Annotated in this window: 16 protein-coding genes; 8 read left to right on the forward strand and 8 right to left on the reverse strand. The window is 73.8% G+C overall.

Annotated features, from left to right (window positions below; translation table 11 throughout):
* Positions 1 to 8: 8 nt before the first annotated feature.
* The 3 genes from KRR39_RS22930 to KRR39_RS22940 form a co-directional block, all read right to left on the reverse strand.
* Entirely contained in the window at positions 9 to 638 is a 630-nt protein-coding gene (locus KRR39_RS22930) for a hypothetical protein (protein WP_216939665.1), read from the reverse strand.
* Between the two features lie 129 nt (positions 639 to 767).
* Positions 768 to 1259 carry a hypothetical protein gene (locus KRR39_RS22935; RefSeq protein ID WP_216939666.1) on the reverse strand — a complete coding sequence of 164 codons (492 nt, stop codon included), beginning with the start codon at positions 1257 to 1259 and terminating at the stop codon, positions 768 to 770.
* 46 nt (positions 1260 to 1305) lie between these two features.
* Positions 1306 to 2022, reverse strand: a complete 717-nt coding sequence (locus KRR39_RS22940; RefSeq protein ID WP_216939667.1) for a UbiA family prenyltransferase — start codon at positions 2020 to 2022, stop codon at positions 1306 to 1308.
* Between the two features lie 200 nt (positions 2023 to 2222).
* On the opposite strand from KRR39_RS22940, the gene KRR39_RS22945 reads away from it, so the two are divergent.
* Both KRR39_RS22945 and KRR39_RS22950 read left to right on the forward strand, forming a co-directional pair.
* Positions 2223 to 2708, forward strand: coding sequence for a CarD family transcriptional regulator (locus KRR39_RS22945; protein ID WP_216939668.1), 486 nt, complete (start codon positions 2223 to 2225; stop codon positions 2706 to 2708).
* 258 nt (positions 2709 to 2966) lie between these two features.
* Positions 2967 to 3338 carry a 2-C-methyl-D-erythritol 4-phosphate cytidylyltransferase gene (locus KRR39_RS22950; protein ID WP_254185360.1) on the forward strand — a complete coding sequence of 124 codons (372 nt, stop codon included), beginning with the start codon at positions 2967 to 2969 and terminating at the stop codon, positions 3336 to 3338.
* 46 nt (positions 3339 to 3384) lie between these two features.
* Here the strand turns inward: KRR39_RS22950 and KRR39_RS22955 are convergent, their stop codons facing one another.
* Positions 3385 to 4080: an IspD/TarI family cytidylyltransferase gene (locus tag KRR39_RS22955; protein ID WP_216939669.1), complete on the reverse strand. Its 696-nt coding sequence runs from the start codon at positions 4078 to 4080 to the stop codon at positions 3385 to 3387.
* 312 nt (positions 4081 to 4392) lie between these two features.
* Here KRR39_RS22955 and KRR39_RS26415 point away from each other — a divergent pair, with 312 nt between their 5' ends.
* A complete protein-coding gene (locus tag KRR39_RS26415) occupies positions 4393 to 4581 on the forward strand; it encodes a nitrite reductase (NAD(P)H) small subunit (RefSeq protein WP_367303767.1) in 189 nt (62 codons plus the stop codon).
* Positions 4578 to 5267, forward strand: a complete 690-nt coding sequence (locus KRR39_RS22965) for a sirohydrochlorin chelatase (RefSeq protein WP_216939670.1) — start codon at positions 4578 to 4580, stop codon at positions 5265 to 5267. Before KRR39_RS26415 ends, KRR39_RS22965 begins: the two co-directional genes overlap by 4 nt.
* Positions 5268 to 5296: 29 nt before the next feature.
* Here KRR39_RS22965 and ispF read toward each other — a convergent pair whose 3' ends face one another.
* A complete protein-coding gene (gene ispF, locus KRR39_RS22970) occupies positions 5297 to 5782 on the reverse strand; it encodes a 2-C-methyl-D-erythritol 2,4-cyclodiphosphate synthase (protein WP_216942950.1) in 486 nt (161 codons plus the stop codon).
* A gap of 97 nt (positions 5783 to 5879) precedes the next feature.
* Here ispF and KRR39_RS22975 point away from each other — a divergent pair, with 97 nt between their 5' ends.
* On the forward strand, positions 5880 to 7388 hold the full coding sequence (locus KRR39_RS22975; RefSeq protein WP_216939671.1) for a molybdopterin-dependent oxidoreductase: 1509 nt from the start codon (positions 5880 to 5882) through the stop codon (positions 7386 to 7388).
* Positions 7389 to 7392: 4 nt separating this feature from the next.
* Here the strand turns inward: KRR39_RS22975 and KRR39_RS22980 are convergent, their stop codons facing one another.
* Both KRR39_RS22980 and KRR39_RS22985 read right to left on the reverse strand, forming a co-directional pair.
* Entirely contained in the window at positions 7393 to 8613 is a 1221-nt protein-coding gene (locus tag KRR39_RS22980) for a C39 family peptidase (RefSeq protein WP_216939672.1), read from the reverse strand.
* On the reverse strand, positions 8610 to 9908 hold the full coding sequence (locus KRR39_RS22985; RefSeq protein ID WP_216939673.1) for a C39 family peptidase: 1299 nt from the start codon (positions 9906 to 9908) through the stop codon (positions 8610 to 8612). The genes KRR39_RS22980 and KRR39_RS22985 overlap by 4 nt, the downstream gene beginning before the upstream one ends.
* A 158-nt stretch (positions 9909 to 10066) precedes the next feature.
* Here KRR39_RS22985 and cysS point away from each other — a divergent pair, with 158 nt between their 5' ends.
* The 3 genes from cysS (at position 10067) to KRR39_RS23000 (ending at position 13730) form a co-directional block, all read left to right on the forward strand.
* Entirely contained in the window at positions 10067 to 11482 is a 1416-nt protein-coding gene (gene cysS, locus KRR39_RS22990; protein WP_216939674.1) for a cysteine--tRNA ligase, read from the forward strand.
* Positions 11483 to 11569: 87 nt separating this feature from the next.
* Positions 11570 to 12517, forward strand: a complete 948-nt coding sequence (rlmB, locus tag KRR39_RS22995) for a 23S rRNA (guanosine(2251)-2'-O)-methyltransferase RlmB (protein ID WP_216939675.1) — start codon at positions 11570 to 11572, stop codon at positions 12515 to 12517.
* A 307-nt stretch (positions 12518 to 12824) separates the two neighbouring features.
* Entirely contained in the window at positions 12825 to 13730 is a 906-nt protein-coding gene (locus KRR39_RS23000; protein ID WP_216939676.1) for a type IV toxin-antitoxin system AbiEi family antitoxin, read from the forward strand.
* 94 nt (positions 13731 to 13824) lie between these two features.
* Here the strand turns inward: KRR39_RS23000 and KRR39_RS23005 are convergent, their stop codons facing one another.
* A complete protein-coding gene (locus tag KRR39_RS23005; protein WP_216939677.1) occupies positions 13825 to 15069 on the reverse strand; it encodes a DUF4032 domain-containing protein in 1245 nt (414 codons plus the stop codon).

Consider the following 15069-nt stretch of genomic DNA (forward strand, 5'->3'; position numbering starts at 1 on the left):
CCAGCAGGTCAGGCCTTGAGCACGGCCAGGATCTGGTTGAGCAGGTCGGAGACCTGGGCGAGGACACCGACACCGTCGAGCAGGCCGGCGACGGCGCAGAGCAGGTTGCCGAGCAGCGCGCCGGCACCGGCGACCGCGACGACGTCGAGGACGACCTGCTTGAGGTGCACCTCGAGGCCGAGCAGGTTCAGGTCCAGCGGGCCGAGCACCAGGTTCAGCACGTCGCACGAGCCGAGAGCGGCGGTCCGGGCGGCACCCGGGGCCTTGGCGCCGGAGCCGAAGGTGCCGGTCTGCGCGACGCTGGCCTTCTTGAGGTACATCGTGACGCCGGACTTCACGCGGTGCAGGTCCTTGCCCGGGCCGCGGGTGACCACGTCGAGCTTGCCGACCGCGGCGAGCTTGCCGTTCTTCTGCACGAACTTCGACGGCGTGAACGAGCCGACGACCGTGCGGCCGTGCGAAGCGGTGCCGGTGACGTAGGACTTCATGCTGCCGGCGGCGCTCTTGGCGACGGTGTGCGAGGGGGTGCGGACGGCGGCGTTCGCCGCGACCGGGGTGCCGAGCGCCAGGGTCAGGGACAGCAGGGCGACGACCAGGGTGAGAGGACGACCGATGCGTCCCCCGAGAGCTCTCTTCATGTGCGGTGGTTCCCTCCGTTGCGGCGCCGACCCGTCGCCGGCGACCATGTTCGGAGTGCCCGCACCAGATGGGGCGAAACGGGGTGAACCGTAAGAACGTGGGATACCTCGGGTATGCCCCAGCCCGGATCAGGAGGCGGGCGGGACCTTGACGCCGGCGTAGTCCGGGTTGGAGGCGCTGACCACCGGGACGCCGAGGGTGATCGCCTCGGCGCGGTCGAAGGAGAACGTGAGCGTGACGAAGTTGCCGGGCACGACACGCTTGCCTCTGATGGAGATGCCGCTGCCGTCGGCCAGGTTGAGCACCCCGCCGGCGGGGATCGTGGTGTCGCCGGTGACCTTGACGGTGGCGGACGCGTCGGCGCCCGCACCGGCCACGCCCTTGAGGGTGTCGGCGTTCTGCTGGTCGTTGTCGACCAGCGTGGCGACGACCGTGCCGCTGCCGTTCGTGCCCGAGACGATCAGCGCGTTCAGCACGTCCACGTCGCCGCTGCGGTCGTCGACGCCGACCGACGGGTTGTAGACCTGGTCGGTCTGGGCGCCGAAGCTGACCCCGCAGGAGGAGAGGGCGGGCACCGCGAGGACCACGACTGCGGCGGCGATGCTGCGACGAACGTTCACGGATCGGTTTCCTCTCACGGCTGCACGACGTCGCAGAGTCTAGTGCTCACCGACGCAGCCCGACGGTCAGGGCCGCGATCACGATCGCGACCGCCACCACGGCGGTGTACGCGGTCGAGATCCACAGCAGCCGCGGCGCCCCGGTGCGCAGCGCGATCCGCAGCGGGAGGTTCCGCACCCCGGTCTCGTTGTCCTCCACGAGGTCCGGCAGCGCGGCGAGGAAGTGCAGGCCGACGCCGAGGAGCGCGGCGAGCGCGGTCATCGTCAGCGTCGGCGGTGCGCCGTGCAGGCCGCCGCCGAGACCGCCGTACGACAAGAAGGCGGGGACCAGCCCGAAGCCGACCGCGAACGGCAGCCAGGAGAGCACGGTCTGCTTGAGGTAGAGGTCGTACAGCCAGGCGGCGAGCACCGCGGCGAGGTGCGCGAGGCCGGCGGCGGTGCCGTTGGACAGCGAGAGCGGGATGACCAGCAGGACCGCCACGGCCACCGCGAAGGTCACCGTGCCCGGCTCGACCCACCCCAGGGCGACCGGCTTGTCGGGGCGGCCCACGCGGCGGTCGCGCTCCCGGTCGACGACGTCGTTGATCCAGCCGATCGTGAGCTGGCCGGTGAGCACCGCGGCGGCCACCAGGAGGCACTCGGGGCCGCTGCGGCCGGACAGCGCGGCGGCGCCCGTCACCGCGACCGTCATCGCGGCCGTGGGGACGGGGTGGCATGCCAGCGCGAGCGAGAGCGCGGGGCCTCGCTGCTTGCGGAACCTCATGGGTCGCAGTATCGACCAGGAACCCCACGCACCGGCGGATTTCCACCCGGCGAGGGGTGCCGGAGCCGCTTCACCGGCCCCCGGACGCATATGAATCTGCGATCTGTCAAGCCCGGATTTGGCCTCTGACCTGCGCAAACGCGAGTTCGGTCGGGAGGAGGACGTGTTATCCTAGTCACCTAGGAAGGGGTACTTGGCACATGACATTTACCGTCGGCGAAACGGTTGTTTACCCAAATCACGGCGCTGCGATCATCGAGGACATCGAGACGCGACAGATCAAGGGTGAGGACAGGGAGTACCTCGTACTCCGCATCGTCGCCCAGCAGGATCTGGTCGTTCGAGTCCCCGCCTGCAACCTGGACCTGGTCGGGGTCCGCGACGTGGTGGACAAGGAGGGTCTGGATCGGGTCTTCGACGTGCTGCGCGCAGCGCACACCGAGGAGCCCACGAACTGGTCCCGCCGGTACAAGGCGAACCTCGAGAAGCTGCACTCCGGTGACGTGATGAAGGTGGCCGAGGTCGTGCGCGACCTGTGGCGCCGCGAGCGTGACCGTGGCCTCTCTGCCGGTGAGAAGCGGATGCTGGCGAAGGCGCGCCAGATCCTCGTCTCCGAGCTGGCACTCGCCGAGCACACCAACGAGGACAAGGCCGAGGCCCTCCTCGACGACGTGCTCGCGTCCTGACACACCTGCACCACCCGGAAGCCCCCAGCGCTCGCGCTGGGGGCTTCTGCTTGTCTTGACCCATGTGGGACGACGAGGACGAGGAGCGGGCGGCGGCCGGCTGGGTGCCGGTCGAGGGGCGCGGGTCACTGCCCTACGCGCTGCTGCACGGTGAGTCGCTGGTCGCGGTGGCCACCTGGTCCCTGGACGAGGCCGGCGTCGAGATGCTGGACTTCACCGCCACCTGGGCCGACGTGGAAGGAGCGGGCGACCGCGCTGGTGCTGCACGACCCGCTCTGCCCCGGCACCCCCGCGGCGTTCATCGCCCGGGCCGTCGAGGTGGCGACCGACGGCGACACCGTGGTCGCCGGGTCCCGCCCGGTCACCGACACGGTCAAGCGGCTCGAGGGCGACCTGCTCGGCGAGACCGTCGACCGGGCCGGGCTGCTCGCGGTCACCTCACCCGTGGTGCTGCCCGCCTCCGTGGTCGCGGCCCTCGAGGCGCTGCCGGCCGCCGACGACCTCGCGGACCTGGTCGCGGCCCTGCGCGCGGACCACGAGGTGCTGCTGCTGGAGGCACCCCCCGAGGGCCGCCGGGTCAGCGACGAGTCCGACCTGCGGCTCGTGGAGGCACTGGCCGATAGTCCGTGACGTTCTTGCTGCCCGAGGGCCTCCGTGACGACAAGTGCGTCACGGACTATCGGAGGAGGCGCTCGGCCAGGGCCAGGTCCTCGGCGAAGGTCACCTTCAGGTTGGTGGCCGTCCCGGGCACCGCGCGCACCGGCAGGTCGGTGTACGTCGCGACGCAGGACGCCGTGTCCGTGCCGGTGAAGCCGTCGTCCTCCGCTCGCCGGTAGGCCTCGAGCAGCGGCCCGGCGCGGAACGCCTGCGGGGTCTGCACGCCGACGAGCCCGGTCACGTGGCGGCGGCCGTCCGCGGTCACCAGGCCCGGCTGCGGCCGCACCGGGAGGGCGCCGCCGTGCTCGTGCGCCGCCCGGCAGACCGCCCCGAACAGCTCCGCGTCCGCCAGCGGCCGGGCCCCGTCGTGCACCGCGACGACGTCGACGTCACCGGCCTCGATCCGGGGCCGCAGGACCGAGAGCCCGCGCCACTCCGACGCGTGCCGGGTCGGGCCGCCGGTGACCACGGCCGCCTCCCGGCCCACCGGCAGGTGCCGCTCCACGAGGGCGTGCACCGCGGCCAGGTCGGCCTCCCTGGCCACGACGACGACCTGGTCGACGTACTCCAGGGAGGCGGCGGTGCGCAGCGACCAGGCCAGCACCGGCACGCCGAGCAGCGGCAGGAGCACCTTGTTGGTGCCTCCGCCGACCCGGCTTCCGGAGCCGGCGGCGACGAGGACGACCGCGACGCGCGGTGCCGGAGGTGCGGACATGGGCCCGAGCCTGCCAGACCGGGTGACCCGAGGTTTTCACGGCCGTAACAACGGCCACACGCGGCGACAACATCCGGTCCGTACGTTCGGAGCCTTCGGGAAGGACGGCGGATGGGCAGAGCAGGGCACGACGGGCCGGGCACGCCATGAGCGCGCCCACCGCGGGGGACGTGTGGACGCCGATCTGCGAGGTCGACAAGCTGCCCCTGGACCGGGGCGTCACCGCGCTGGTGCGCGGGCACGCGATCGCGGTGTTCGCCACCCCCGAGGGGGGACGTCTACGCGATCGGCAACCACGACCCGTACACCCGGCTGAGCACGCTCGGCCGGGGCATCCGCGGCACGCGAGGGGACGTCCCGTTCGTCGCCTCGACCACCGCCCGGCAGGCGTTCGACCTGCGCACGGGACGCTGCCTCGACGACGCGTCGGTCAGCGTCCCGTCGTACGCCGTGCGGGTCGTCGACGGGGTCGTGCACGTCGGCCCGCGGACCAGCCCGTGACGACCCCGCTCGTCGCGCTCGCGCACGGCACCCGTCATCCCGCCGGCGCGCGGACGCTCGAGGCGCTCGTCGCACGGGTGCGCTACCGGCTGCCGGACGTCCCGGTGCGCACCGCGTACGTCGAGGTGCAGCGGCCCTCGCTGGGCGAGGTGCTCGCCGGCGTGCAGGGCTCCGCGGTCGTGGTGCCGCTGCTGCTGGCGCACGGGCCGACGGCCCGCCCGGACGCGACCAACGGGTGCCTGGTCGCCGAGCCGCTCGGCCCGGACCGGCTGCTCGCGGAGGTGCTCGGCGTGCGGCTGGTGGCCGCCGGGGCCCGGCCCGGACAGCCGGTGGTGCTGGTCGCGGCCGGCTCGCCGGACCCCTGCGCGCAGGGCGACACCGCGCGCGCCGCCCGGCTGCTCGAGGAGATCTGGCGGGGCCCGGTCCGCGCGGCGCACCTGACCGGGCGGGGCGAGCGGATGTCGGAGGTGGTCGACGCCTTCGGCCGGCTCGGCGTCGCGCCGCCGGCCGTGGCGCCGTACCTGATCGGGCCGGGCGAGCTGCACGGCAGGGCCCGCGAGGACGCCCGCTCGCTGGGGCTGACCACGGTCGCCGACGTGCTCGGGGACCACCCGATGGTCGCGGAGGCGATCGCCCGGCGGTACCGCGCGACCGTCGCGCACCGCTTCGCGCTCTCCCTCGCCTGACCCGCCCCGCCGACAGCGCCCGCCGACGGCTAGCCGGGGTCGCGGGAGCCCGGGGGGTGCGGGAGCGGGACGACGAGGGCGGTGGCGATGGCGGCGACGCCCTCGCCGCGACCGGTCAGGCCCAGGCCGTCGGTGGTGGTCGCGGTGACCGTCACCGGGGCGCCGGCGGCCTCCGACAGCGCGGCCTGCGCCTCGGCCCGACGGGGACCGATCTTCGGGCGGTCGCCGATCACCTGGACCGCGACGTTGCCGATCTCGAAACCGGCCTCGCGGACCCGGCGGGCCGCCTCGGCGAGCAGGCGTACGCCGCTGGCACCGGCCCACGCCGGCTCCGAGGTGCCGAAGTTGCTGCCCAGGTCGCCGAGCCCCGCGGCGGAGAACAGCGCGTCGCAGCAGGCGTGCGCCGCGACATCGCCGTCCGAGTGGCCCGCGAGACCCCGGGGCTCGTCGGGGAAGTGCAGGCCGGCCACGTGCAGCGGCACGCCGTCGGCCAGGGCGTGCACGTCGGTGCCGATGCCGGTGCGGGGGGAGGCTCACCCGGCGATCATGCCGCAACCGGTCCGCCGGGTGCCGCCGCCCATCCGTTCAGGGTCCGTGGGCGAACATGGAGACATGACCTCCGCACCCCGCCTCCGGCTCGCGCTCGCCGGCGCGGTGACCGGACTCGCCGGCGTCGCGGCGAGCCAGGTGGTCACCCACCTGCTCAACGGCCGGGCCACACCGGTCGAGGTGGTAGCCGAGGTGGTGATCGCCAAGACCCCGGGCCCGGTCGTGGAGTCGCTGATCTCGGTCGTCGGCCGCAACGACAAGCCGATCCTGGTGGCCGGGGTGACGATCGCGATCGTGCTGCTCGGCGCGGTCGCCGGCCTGCTGACCGCGCGCCGCAACCTCTACGGGCACCTGGTCTTCTGGGCGATGGCCGCGGTCTCGCTGGCCGCCGCGATGAGCCGTCCGGACTTCACCCCGCTCAGCCTGCTGCCGCTCGCGGTCGGGGTGCTGGTGTGGGCGGTGCTCCTGGACTACCTGACCGGCGCCGCCACCCCGCACCCCACCGTGGAGGCCTCCCGCCGCAAGTTCCTGCTCGCCGCGGGCGGGGTCGCCGTCGCCGCGGTGGTGGTCGGCGTCGGCGGCCGGGTGGTCGGCCAGGGCCGCCGGGCCGTCGAGACCTCGCGCCGGCTGCTCCGGCTGCCGGTCACCGCCGGGACCGTCCCGGCGGGCGCCGAGACCGGTGCACCGAAGGGCCTGACGCCCTGGCGGGTGCCGAACGACGACTTCTACCGGATCGACACCGCGCTGGTCGTGCCCGCCGTCGACCCCGACGGGTGGAAGCTCCGGATCCACGGTCTCGTCGACCGGGAGATCGAGCTCACCTACGCCCAGCTCGTCGCCCGGCAGATGACCCAGGACTGGGTGACGATCTGCTGCGTGTCCAACCCGGTCGGCGGCGAGCTGATCGGCAACGCCTGGTGGAGCGGCGTGCGGATCGCGGACCTGCTCCGGGAGGCCGGCGTGCAGCCCGGCGCCGACGCGGTCAAGCAGACCTCCCAGGACGGCTGGACCTGCGGCACGCCGGTCGAGGCGCTCACCGACGACCGCAACGCCCTGCTCGCGGTGGCCATGAACGGCGAGCCGCTGCCGGTCGAGCACGGCTTCCCGGTCCGGATGATCGTGCCCGGGCTGTACGGCTACGTGTCCGCGACCAAGTGGCTGGTGGACCTCGAGGTCACCCGGTTCGCCGACTTCACGGCCTACTGGACCGACCGCGGCTGGTCCGAGAAGGGCCCGGTGAAGACCGAGTCCCGCGTCGAGGTGCCCCGCGACGGCGCCTCGGTGCCCTCCGGGTCGGTCGGCGTCGGTGGGCACGCCTGGGCGCAGCACACCGGCATCGAGAAGGTGGAGTTCCGCCTGGACGGCTCCGCGTGGCAGGAGGCCGAGCTGGGCCGGGTCCCCGGGAACGACACCTGGGTGCAGTGGTCCGGCACGGTCGACGTACCGCAGGGGCAGCACACGCTCGCGGTGCGGGCCACCGACCGGTCCGGCTACACCCAGACCGCGGCCCGCGCCGACGTGGTCCCGAACGGCGCGACCGGCTGGCACAGCGTGAAGTTCTCGGCCGGCTAGGCCCTCACCAGTTGGGCTCGGCCGGGTCCGCCGGCGCAGGCAGGGGTACGGCGTCCGTGTGCACGACGTACACCACCCCGCCGGACGAGCCCAGCCAGGCGCGTTCGAAGCGGCCCCGGTCGAAGACCACCCGGACCTCGTCGTTGCTGGGGAGGATGTGCGACGCCGGGTCGTTGCAGATCACGTCGCCGACCTCGTCGAAGCCGATGATCGTCAGCAGGTGCCCCTCGGTGGCGTACCCGGCGCAGGGCAGCGTCTCGCGGGTGAACGACACGGTGGCGGCCAGCGGCACCCCGGCGGCGATGAACCTCTCGGCCTCGGTGAGCGAGCGCAGCCGGGTGACGAAGGCGTCGGCGCCGTGCCGGCCGGCGTAGGCGGTGTTGAACGACCAGTTGCCGGCGCCCTCGTAGGCGTAGTCGAACACGTGCCGGGCGGCCTGCACGACGAACGGGTCCGGGATCAGCGGCTCGACCCAGGCGTAGTCGCTGGGCTCGGGCAGCCGGTCGTGGAAGGCCAGCAGCATCGACATCGAGGTCGGCGAGCACCAGCTCTGGCCGCCGCGGTCCCAGTGGAGGTACTCGCCGCGGTGCAGCTGCTGGGAGTACGGCGGCACCGGCAGCTCCACGCCCCACGCCAGGCCGCCGGGGGAGACGTCCTCGGGGGCGTCCTCGGGCACCCGGGAGGCCATCGCGCCGACCATCCGGACGGTGGGCCGGGCCGTGCTGCCGGGCCGGCGGGCCAGCGAGACCCGCAGCTGGAAGGCGGTGAACCCGTCGGCGGCCAGCACGTCGGTCTCCACGCGGGCGGCCTCCTCGGCCTGGCCAGGCACGGAGGTGGGGTGGATCTCGCGGTCGGAGTCGGCCCACAGCGCCAGGCTGAACCAGCGGGTCCAGCGGCGCCCGGCGGCGTCGTGGCCGGTGGCCGTGCGGGCCTCGACCAGCAGCCAGGAGTCCCCGGGCGTCTCCGCGTTCCAGGACGGCACCAGCTCGGTCGCCCCGAAGTCGCACTCGACCTCCGGGGACACCCAGGCGGCCCACTCGTAGCCGACCGGGGCGGGCGGCTCGGCGCCGTAGGGGTCGGCGTAGGTGAAGGTCCCGGCCGCGGCGCCCCAGGCCAGCCGGCCGTCCTCGACGACCGTGCCGAGGTGGCTGCCCGCGGCCAGGCCGGCGGGCCCGCGCCAGGCGGTGAACGTGACGTGCCGGGCGGCCACGGCGGTCAGCGTCACCAGGGCGCCCCGGCGGTGCGGGCCGGCAGCGGGTGGGCGGCGTCCCGGATCACGTAGGCCAGGCCACCCGAGCCGCGCATCCCGCCGCCGCTCGGGTAGCGCTGCAGCCAGGCGTTCTCGAACTGGCCGCGGTCGTAGGTGCGGCGCACCCCGCTGCGGGTCCGCGACGCCGGGTCGTTGACCACCACGTCGCCGCCGCTGGTGAAGCCGACGACCACCACGAGGTGGCCGTTGCTGGCGCTGATCGGAGCCCCGGAGAGCGCCCCGCGCCCGAAGGTGATCGAGGTGACGACCGGGATCCCGGCCTTGACCATCTGCTCGACCCCGCGCAGGGACGCGAACCGGGTCACGAACGCGTGCCCGGTGCGGCTCGCGGCGTAGGCGGTGTTGAACGGCCAGTTGCCGGTGCCGTCGTAGCCGTGGTCGAACGTCATCCGCGCCGCGTGGTCGACCGCCCGGTCGACGTACGACGTCCGCACCCAGGCGTACGACGCGGCGGCCGGCAGCCTGCGGTAGTAGGCCAGCACCATCGAGGTGGAGGTCGGCGAGCACCAGGCCTCGCCGCCGCCGCCGTACTGCGGGTACTCCCCGGCGTGCACCATCTGCGAGAAGCGCGGCACGTCGAGCACGACCCCGCGGGCGACCCCCGGGGCCGAGGTGCTGACCCGGTCGACGTGCGGAAGGTCCGAGACGACCGCGCCGACGGTGCCGACCAGCGGGCTCAGCACGGTGCCGGCCCTGCGGAGCAGCCGGACCCGCAGCTGCCAGGACCGGAAGCCGCCGTAGGTCGCGATCCAGGTGTCGGTGCTGACCCGGGCGAGGTCGTCGGTCTGCGCGCCCAGGCTGGTGCGCCGGAACGACGCGTCCCCGCTCGCCCAGCGGCCCAGGGTGTCCCAGCTGCTGCGGGTGCCGGCCTCGCTGACGCCGCGCACGTCGACCTGCACGAGGGTGCCCTCGGGGGTCGTCGCCGTCCACGACGGCACCAGCTCGGTGAGCGCGAACCCGGGGCTGACCGCCGGGGAGGTCCAGCTGCCCACGTCGTACGACGTCCGGCCGATCCGCGTGGTCGCCCGGGGGGTGGCCAGCCGCAGCTTCCCGGCGCGCGACGTGGCACCGGAGAACGTCCCGGTCGCCAGCTCCGCGGCGGTGTCCCACTGCCGGTAGGCGACCGGGCGCGGGGCGTCGGCCCTGGCGGGGCGGGCCGGCGCCGGGGCGGTGCCGGCGACCAGGAGGGCGGGAGCCATCAGGGCCGTCGCGACGGTGAGGACGAGCGGGCGGAGGGGGAAGGTGGCCACCCCGGCACGATACCGGGACGAATCACTCCCTGAACATCCTGCACATCGATCCCACCCGTCACCAGTTCGGCTCGGCGCCGCGGCAGCCGGAGCCGCACCGACTCCGGCCCCCGCGGCGGGTGGGAAACCCGGGTGCCGTGCGCCGATACGATGGGGGGGTGACTTTCCGGCTCTACGACACCGCGACCCGCGCCACCCGCGACTTCGCCCCCCGCGAGGCGGGCCGGGCCGGGATCTACCTGTGCGGTCTCACGGTGCAGTCCGAGCCGCACGTCGGGCACGTCCGCTCGGCGGTCAACTTCGACGTCCTGCAGCGCTGGCTGACCGCCCGCGGCTACGACGTGACGATGATCCGCAACATCACCGACATCGACGACAAGATCCTCACCAAGGCCGCGGAGCAGGGCCGGCCCTGGTACAACCTCGCCTACGCGATGCGGCACGAGCTCGACGCGGCCTACGACGCGCTCAACGTCGCGCTGCCGACCTACGAGCCGGCCGCCACCGGGCACGTCCCGGAGATGCTCGAGCTGATCGAGCGGCTGATCTCCCGCGGGCACGCCTACGCCGCCGAGGACGGGTCCGGCGACGTGTACTTCGACGTGCGGTCCTGGCCGGACTACGGCTCGCTCACCGGCCAGCGGATCGACGACATGGAGGCCGCCGGCGACGCCGACCCGCGCGGCAAGCGCGACCCGCGCGACTTCGCGCTCTGGAAGGGCTGGAAGCAGGACTCCGAGCCCGCGACCGCCGCCTGGCCCTCGCCGTGGGGCCGCGGCCGGCCCGGCTGGCACATCGAGTGCTCCGCGATGGCGCTGAAGTACCTCGGCGGCGGCTTCGACATCCACGGCGGCGGCGTCGACCTGCGCTTCCCGCACCACGAGAACGAGCAGGCCCAGTCCCGCGCGGCCGGGTTCGAGTTCGCGTCGTACTGGATGCACAACGCGTGGATCACCACCGCCGGGGAGAAGATGAGCAAGTCGCTCGGCAACTCCCTGGTGGTCGCCTCGGTGCTCGAGCGGGTGCGGGCCATCGACCTGCGCTACTACATCGTCGCCGCGCACTACCGCTCGCACGTCGAGTTCAGCTTCGAGGCGCTCGACGAGGCGGCCGCCGGCTTCGCGCGGATCGAGAACTTCCTGACCCGGGCCGCCGACGTGCTCGGCGAGCCGGTCGGGCTCGGCACCCGGTGCGCCGACTTCGAGCAGGCGATGGACGACGACCTGGGCACGCCGGCCGCGGTCGCCTGCATCTACGACGTGGTCCGCGAGGGCAACAAGCTGCTCACCGGCGGCGACACCGCGGCGCTGCGCGGGGCCGCCTCGTCGGTGCGCGCGATGCTCGCGGTGCTCGGTCTCGACCCGCTCGACCCGCACTGGGCCGCGGCCGGCTCCTCGAAGACCGAGGACCGGCTGACCGCCGCGGTCGACGCGCTGGTCGGCACCCTGCTCGAGCAGCGGGCCACCGCGCGGGCCGCCAAGGACTTCGCGACCGCCGACGCGATCCGCGACCAGCTCAAGTCGGCCGGCATCGAGCTCGAGGACACCCCGACGGGCCCGACGTGGTCCCTCTGACGCCCACCCGTCCCTGATGCAGCACTTTTCGCGGTGCGTCGCAGCAGTTGTGACGGGTCACCAACGAATCTCAACCGAAGGAAACTGATGGCAGGCAACTCCTCGCGACGCGGGTCGATCAAGAAGACCGGCAAGGGCAACCCCACCGCGGGCTCCGGCGGCCGGGTCAAGCGCGGCCTGGTGGGTCGGGGGCCGACCCCGAAGGCGAAGGACCGCGAGGGCCACATCGCCTACAAGACCCGCAAGAACGCCGAGAAGAAGGCCGCGCCGCGCCGCAAGAGCGTCAAGAAGGCCGGCGACACCGAGTGGATCGCCGGGCGCAACTCCGTCGTGGAGGCGCTGCGCGCGAACATGCCGGTCAGCGCGGTGTACGTCGCCGAGGGCGCCGAGCGCGACGGCCGGCTGCGCGAGACGTTCCGCATCGTCGCGGACCGCGGCATCTCGCTGCTGGAGATCGGCCGGGTCGAGCTGGACCGGCTGACCGACGGTGCCGTGCACCAGGGGCTCGCCGCGCGGGTCCCGGCCTACGAGTACGCCCACCCCGACGACCTGCTCGAGCGGGCCGCGCTGGCCGGCGAGAAGCCGCTGATCGTCGCGCTCGACTCGGTGACCGACCCCCGCAACCTCGGCGCCGTCGTCCGGTCGGCCGCGGGCTTCGGCGCGCACGGCGTGCTGATCCCCGAGCGTCGCTCCGCGGGCATGACCGCCTCGGCGTGGAAGACGTCGGCCGGTGCGGCCGCACGGCTCCCCGTCGCGCAGGCCACCAACCTGACCCGGCAGCTGAAGGCCTACCAGGAGGCCGGCTGCATGGTGATCGGCCTCGCCGCGGACGGCGACGTCGGGCTCGAGGACCTCGACCTCGCGACCGGCCCGCTCGTCGTGGTGGTCGGCTCCGAGGGCGACGGCCTGTCCCGGCTGGTGGCCGAGACCTGCGACCAGCTGGTGAGCATCCCGATGGTCAACGACGTGGAGTCCCTGAACGCCGGGGTCGCCGCCGGCGTCACGCTCTACGCCATCTCGCGCCTCCGGGCCTGAGACCCGGCCGGGGGGAACGGTCGACCCGGGCCTGGAGTGAGGCCGACCCGGGTCCGGTGTGAGGCCGAGCCGGGTCCGGTGTGAGGCCGAGCCGGGTCCGGTGTGAGGCCGACCCGGGTCCGGTGTGATGCCGAGCCGGGTCCGGTGTGATGCCGAGCCGGGTCCGGTGTGAGGCCGAGCCGGGGCTTGGTCCACGCCGAGCCGGGCCCGGCGCCGGATCTGGTCCCCAGCGCCCGGCCGGGGCGTGTCGTGCACAGCCCCTCGACCGGCGCTGACGGCGTGCGCCGAGCCGACCGATCCTCGGCGGATGACGCAGATCTCCCTCCTCCCCGCCGGTCCGTTCACCCGCGCCGACGCTCGCGACCTCGGCCTGTCCTCCTTCCAGATCGCCGAGCTGCTGCGGTGCAGACGGATCCGCCGGGTGCTCCGCAACGTGTACGTCGCCTGCGACGTACCGGACGCGGTGGAGGTGCGGGCCGCCGCCGCGGCACTCGCGGTCGTGCCGGGGGCGGTGTTCGTCGACCGGACCGCGGCCTGGCTGCACGGCGTGGACGTCCTCGACTACCGCGAGCTCGAGGTGCTGCCGCCGGTGGAGTGCGTGGTGCTCCGCGACCGGTCGCGCATCGAGCGGCCCGAATGCCGGAGCGGCGAGCGCGACCTCGCGCCGACGGACGTGATGCGGGTGCGCGGGCTGCGCGTGACGACGCCGTTGAGGACCGCGCTCGACCTCGGGTGCTCCCTGTCGCGACCGGACGCGCTGGCAGCGCTGGACATGTTCGCTCGTGTGCACGGCCTCACGCGCGCGGAGCTGGAGACGTCAGCGGAGCGGTACCGGGGGCGACGTGGCGTCGTCCAGCTGCGCTCGCTCCTGCCGCTGGTCGACGGGCTGGCCGAGTCGGCCCGTGAGTCGCGCACGCGGCTCGCGATCCTCGACGACGGGTTGCCGGCGCCGCGGTTGCAGCACTGGGTGGAGGACCACGGCGTCCCGGTCTTCCGGCTGGACCTGGCCTACCCGCGGCACCGGGTCGCCGTGGAGTACGACGGTGCCGAGTGGCATGACCAGACCGACGAGCAACGGGAGGGCGACCGGTGGCGCCGCCGCTGGCTCGCGGACCACGGCTGGACCGTGATCGTGGTGCGGCGAGGTGACTTCGCGGCCGGTCGACGTGCCCGATGGCTCGACGAGCTCCGGGCGGCCCTGCGGACCCGCTGAGCCCCGGGTCGGGGTGAACTGAGGCCCGGGTCGGCCTTGGCTCAGGCCCGGGTCGGCCTTGGCTCAGGCCCGGGTCGGCTTGCCTGAGGGCGGGTCAGGTCTCTTCGAGGGCGGTCTGGAGGTCGACGGCGGCGGGCTCGCCGGCGATGACCTCCTCGGGCCGCGCGGTGAGCACGGTGTCGATGTAGGACCGGGCGGCGTCGACGGTGTGCACCGGGTGGCCGCGCTGCTCGGACAGGAACCAGCGGTGCTCGAGGATCTCGTGGAACACCTCGGCCGGCTCGAGCTTGCCGCGCATCGAGGGCGGCACCATCGCGGTGATCGGCTCGTAGACCGTGGTCAGCCAGCGGTGCGCGACGATCGAGCGGTTCTCGCCGCCGAGGTCGTGGTGGGCGGTGTAGGCCGCGAGGTCGTTGAGCAGCCGGCGGGCCTGGTTGTCCTCGACGTCGAGGCCGGTCAGCCGCTGGAGCTCGCGGGCGTGGTGGTTGGCCTCGACGACCTTGGGCTGCACCCGCACCGTCGAGCCGTCCCAGTCGGTGACGATGTCGAGCTCGTCGACGTCGAAGCCGAGCTCGTTGAGCCGCTCCATGCGCTGCTCGATGCGCCAGATCTCGTCGGTGGTGAACTCCTCGGTCCCGGTGAGCTCCGACCACAGCCCGTCGTACCGCTCCTGGAGCCGGTCGACGATGACGTCGGCCTCGAAGTTCTCGCTGAGCAGGTCGCCGGCCTGCAGGTCGAGCAGCTCGCCGTAGATGTTGGTCAGCGCCACCTCGAGGTCGTGCGCGCGCTGGCCGGGGCTGAGCGTCTCGTGCAGCTCGCCGGTCTCGGCGTCGACGAGGTACGCCGCGAACTCGCCGGCGCTGCGCCGGAACAGCACGTTGGACAGCGACACGTCGCCCCAGAAGAACCCGGCCAGGTGCAGCCGGACGAGGAGCACGACGAGCGCGTCGAGGATCTTCGGCAGGCTGTCGTGCGGGAGGCCGTGGCTGAACAGCGACCGGTAGGGCAGGGAGTACTGCAGGTGCCGGGTGACCAGGGCGGGCTCGATCTCCTCGCCGTCGGGAGCCTCGCGCCCGCTGACCACGCCGACGGGCTCGACCGCGGGGAGCCCGAGGCGGCGCAGGTCGCGCAGCAGGCGGTACTCGCGGTTGGCCCACTGCTCGCGGGTCTGCTTGACGGCGTAGACGTCCTGGCCGAGCCGGACGATCCGCACGATGTGCCGGGAGATGCCGCGGGGGAGCGGGACGACGACGTCGTCCCCCCACTCGTCGAGGGAGAGGTGCCACGGGAGCGTGACCAGGGCCGGGTTGGGCTTCGTCGCAACGATGCGCAGCGCCAT

This window comes from Nocardioides panacis (assembly GCF_019039255.1).
Classification (GTDB): Bacteria; Actinomycetota; Actinomycetes; order Propionibacteriales; family Nocardioidaceae; genus Nocardioides_B; species Nocardioides_B panacis.

Bases quoted from the DNA above. Each gene is read 5' to 3' on its own strand.
- KRR39_RS23005 (WP_216939677.1), bottom strand. From the start codon at position 15,069: ATGGCGCTGCGCATCGTTGCGACGAAGCCCAACCCGGCCCTGGTCACG.
- rlmB (WP_216939675.1), top strand. From the start codon at position 11,570: ATGGCAGGCAACTCCTCGCGACGCGGGTCGATCAAGAAGACCGGCAAG.
- KRR39_RS22930 (WP_216939665.1), bottom strand. From the start codon at position 638: ATGAAGAGAGCTCTCGGGGGACGCATCGGTCGTCCTCTCACCCTGGTC.
- KRR39_RS22945 (WP_216939668.1), top strand. From the start codon at position 2,223: ATGACATTTACCGTCGGCGAAACGGTTGTTTACCCAAATCACGGCGCT.
- KRR39_RS22940 (WP_216939667.1), bottom strand. From the start codon at position 2,022: ATGAGGTTCCGCAAGCAGCGAGGCCCCGCGCTCTCGCTCGCGCTGGCA.
- KRR39_RS22975 (WP_216939671.1), top strand. From the start codon at position 5,880: ATGACCTCCGCACCCCGCCTCCGGCTCGCGCTCGCCGGCGCGGTGACC.
- KRR39_RS22955 (WP_216939669.1), bottom strand. From the start codon at position 4,080: ATGTCCGCACCTCCGGCACCGCGCGTCGCGGTCGTCCTCGTCGCCGCC.
- KRR39_RS23000 (WP_216939676.1), top strand. From the start codon at position 12,825: ATGACGCAGATCTCCCTCCTCCCCGCCGGTCCGTTCACCCGCGCCGAC.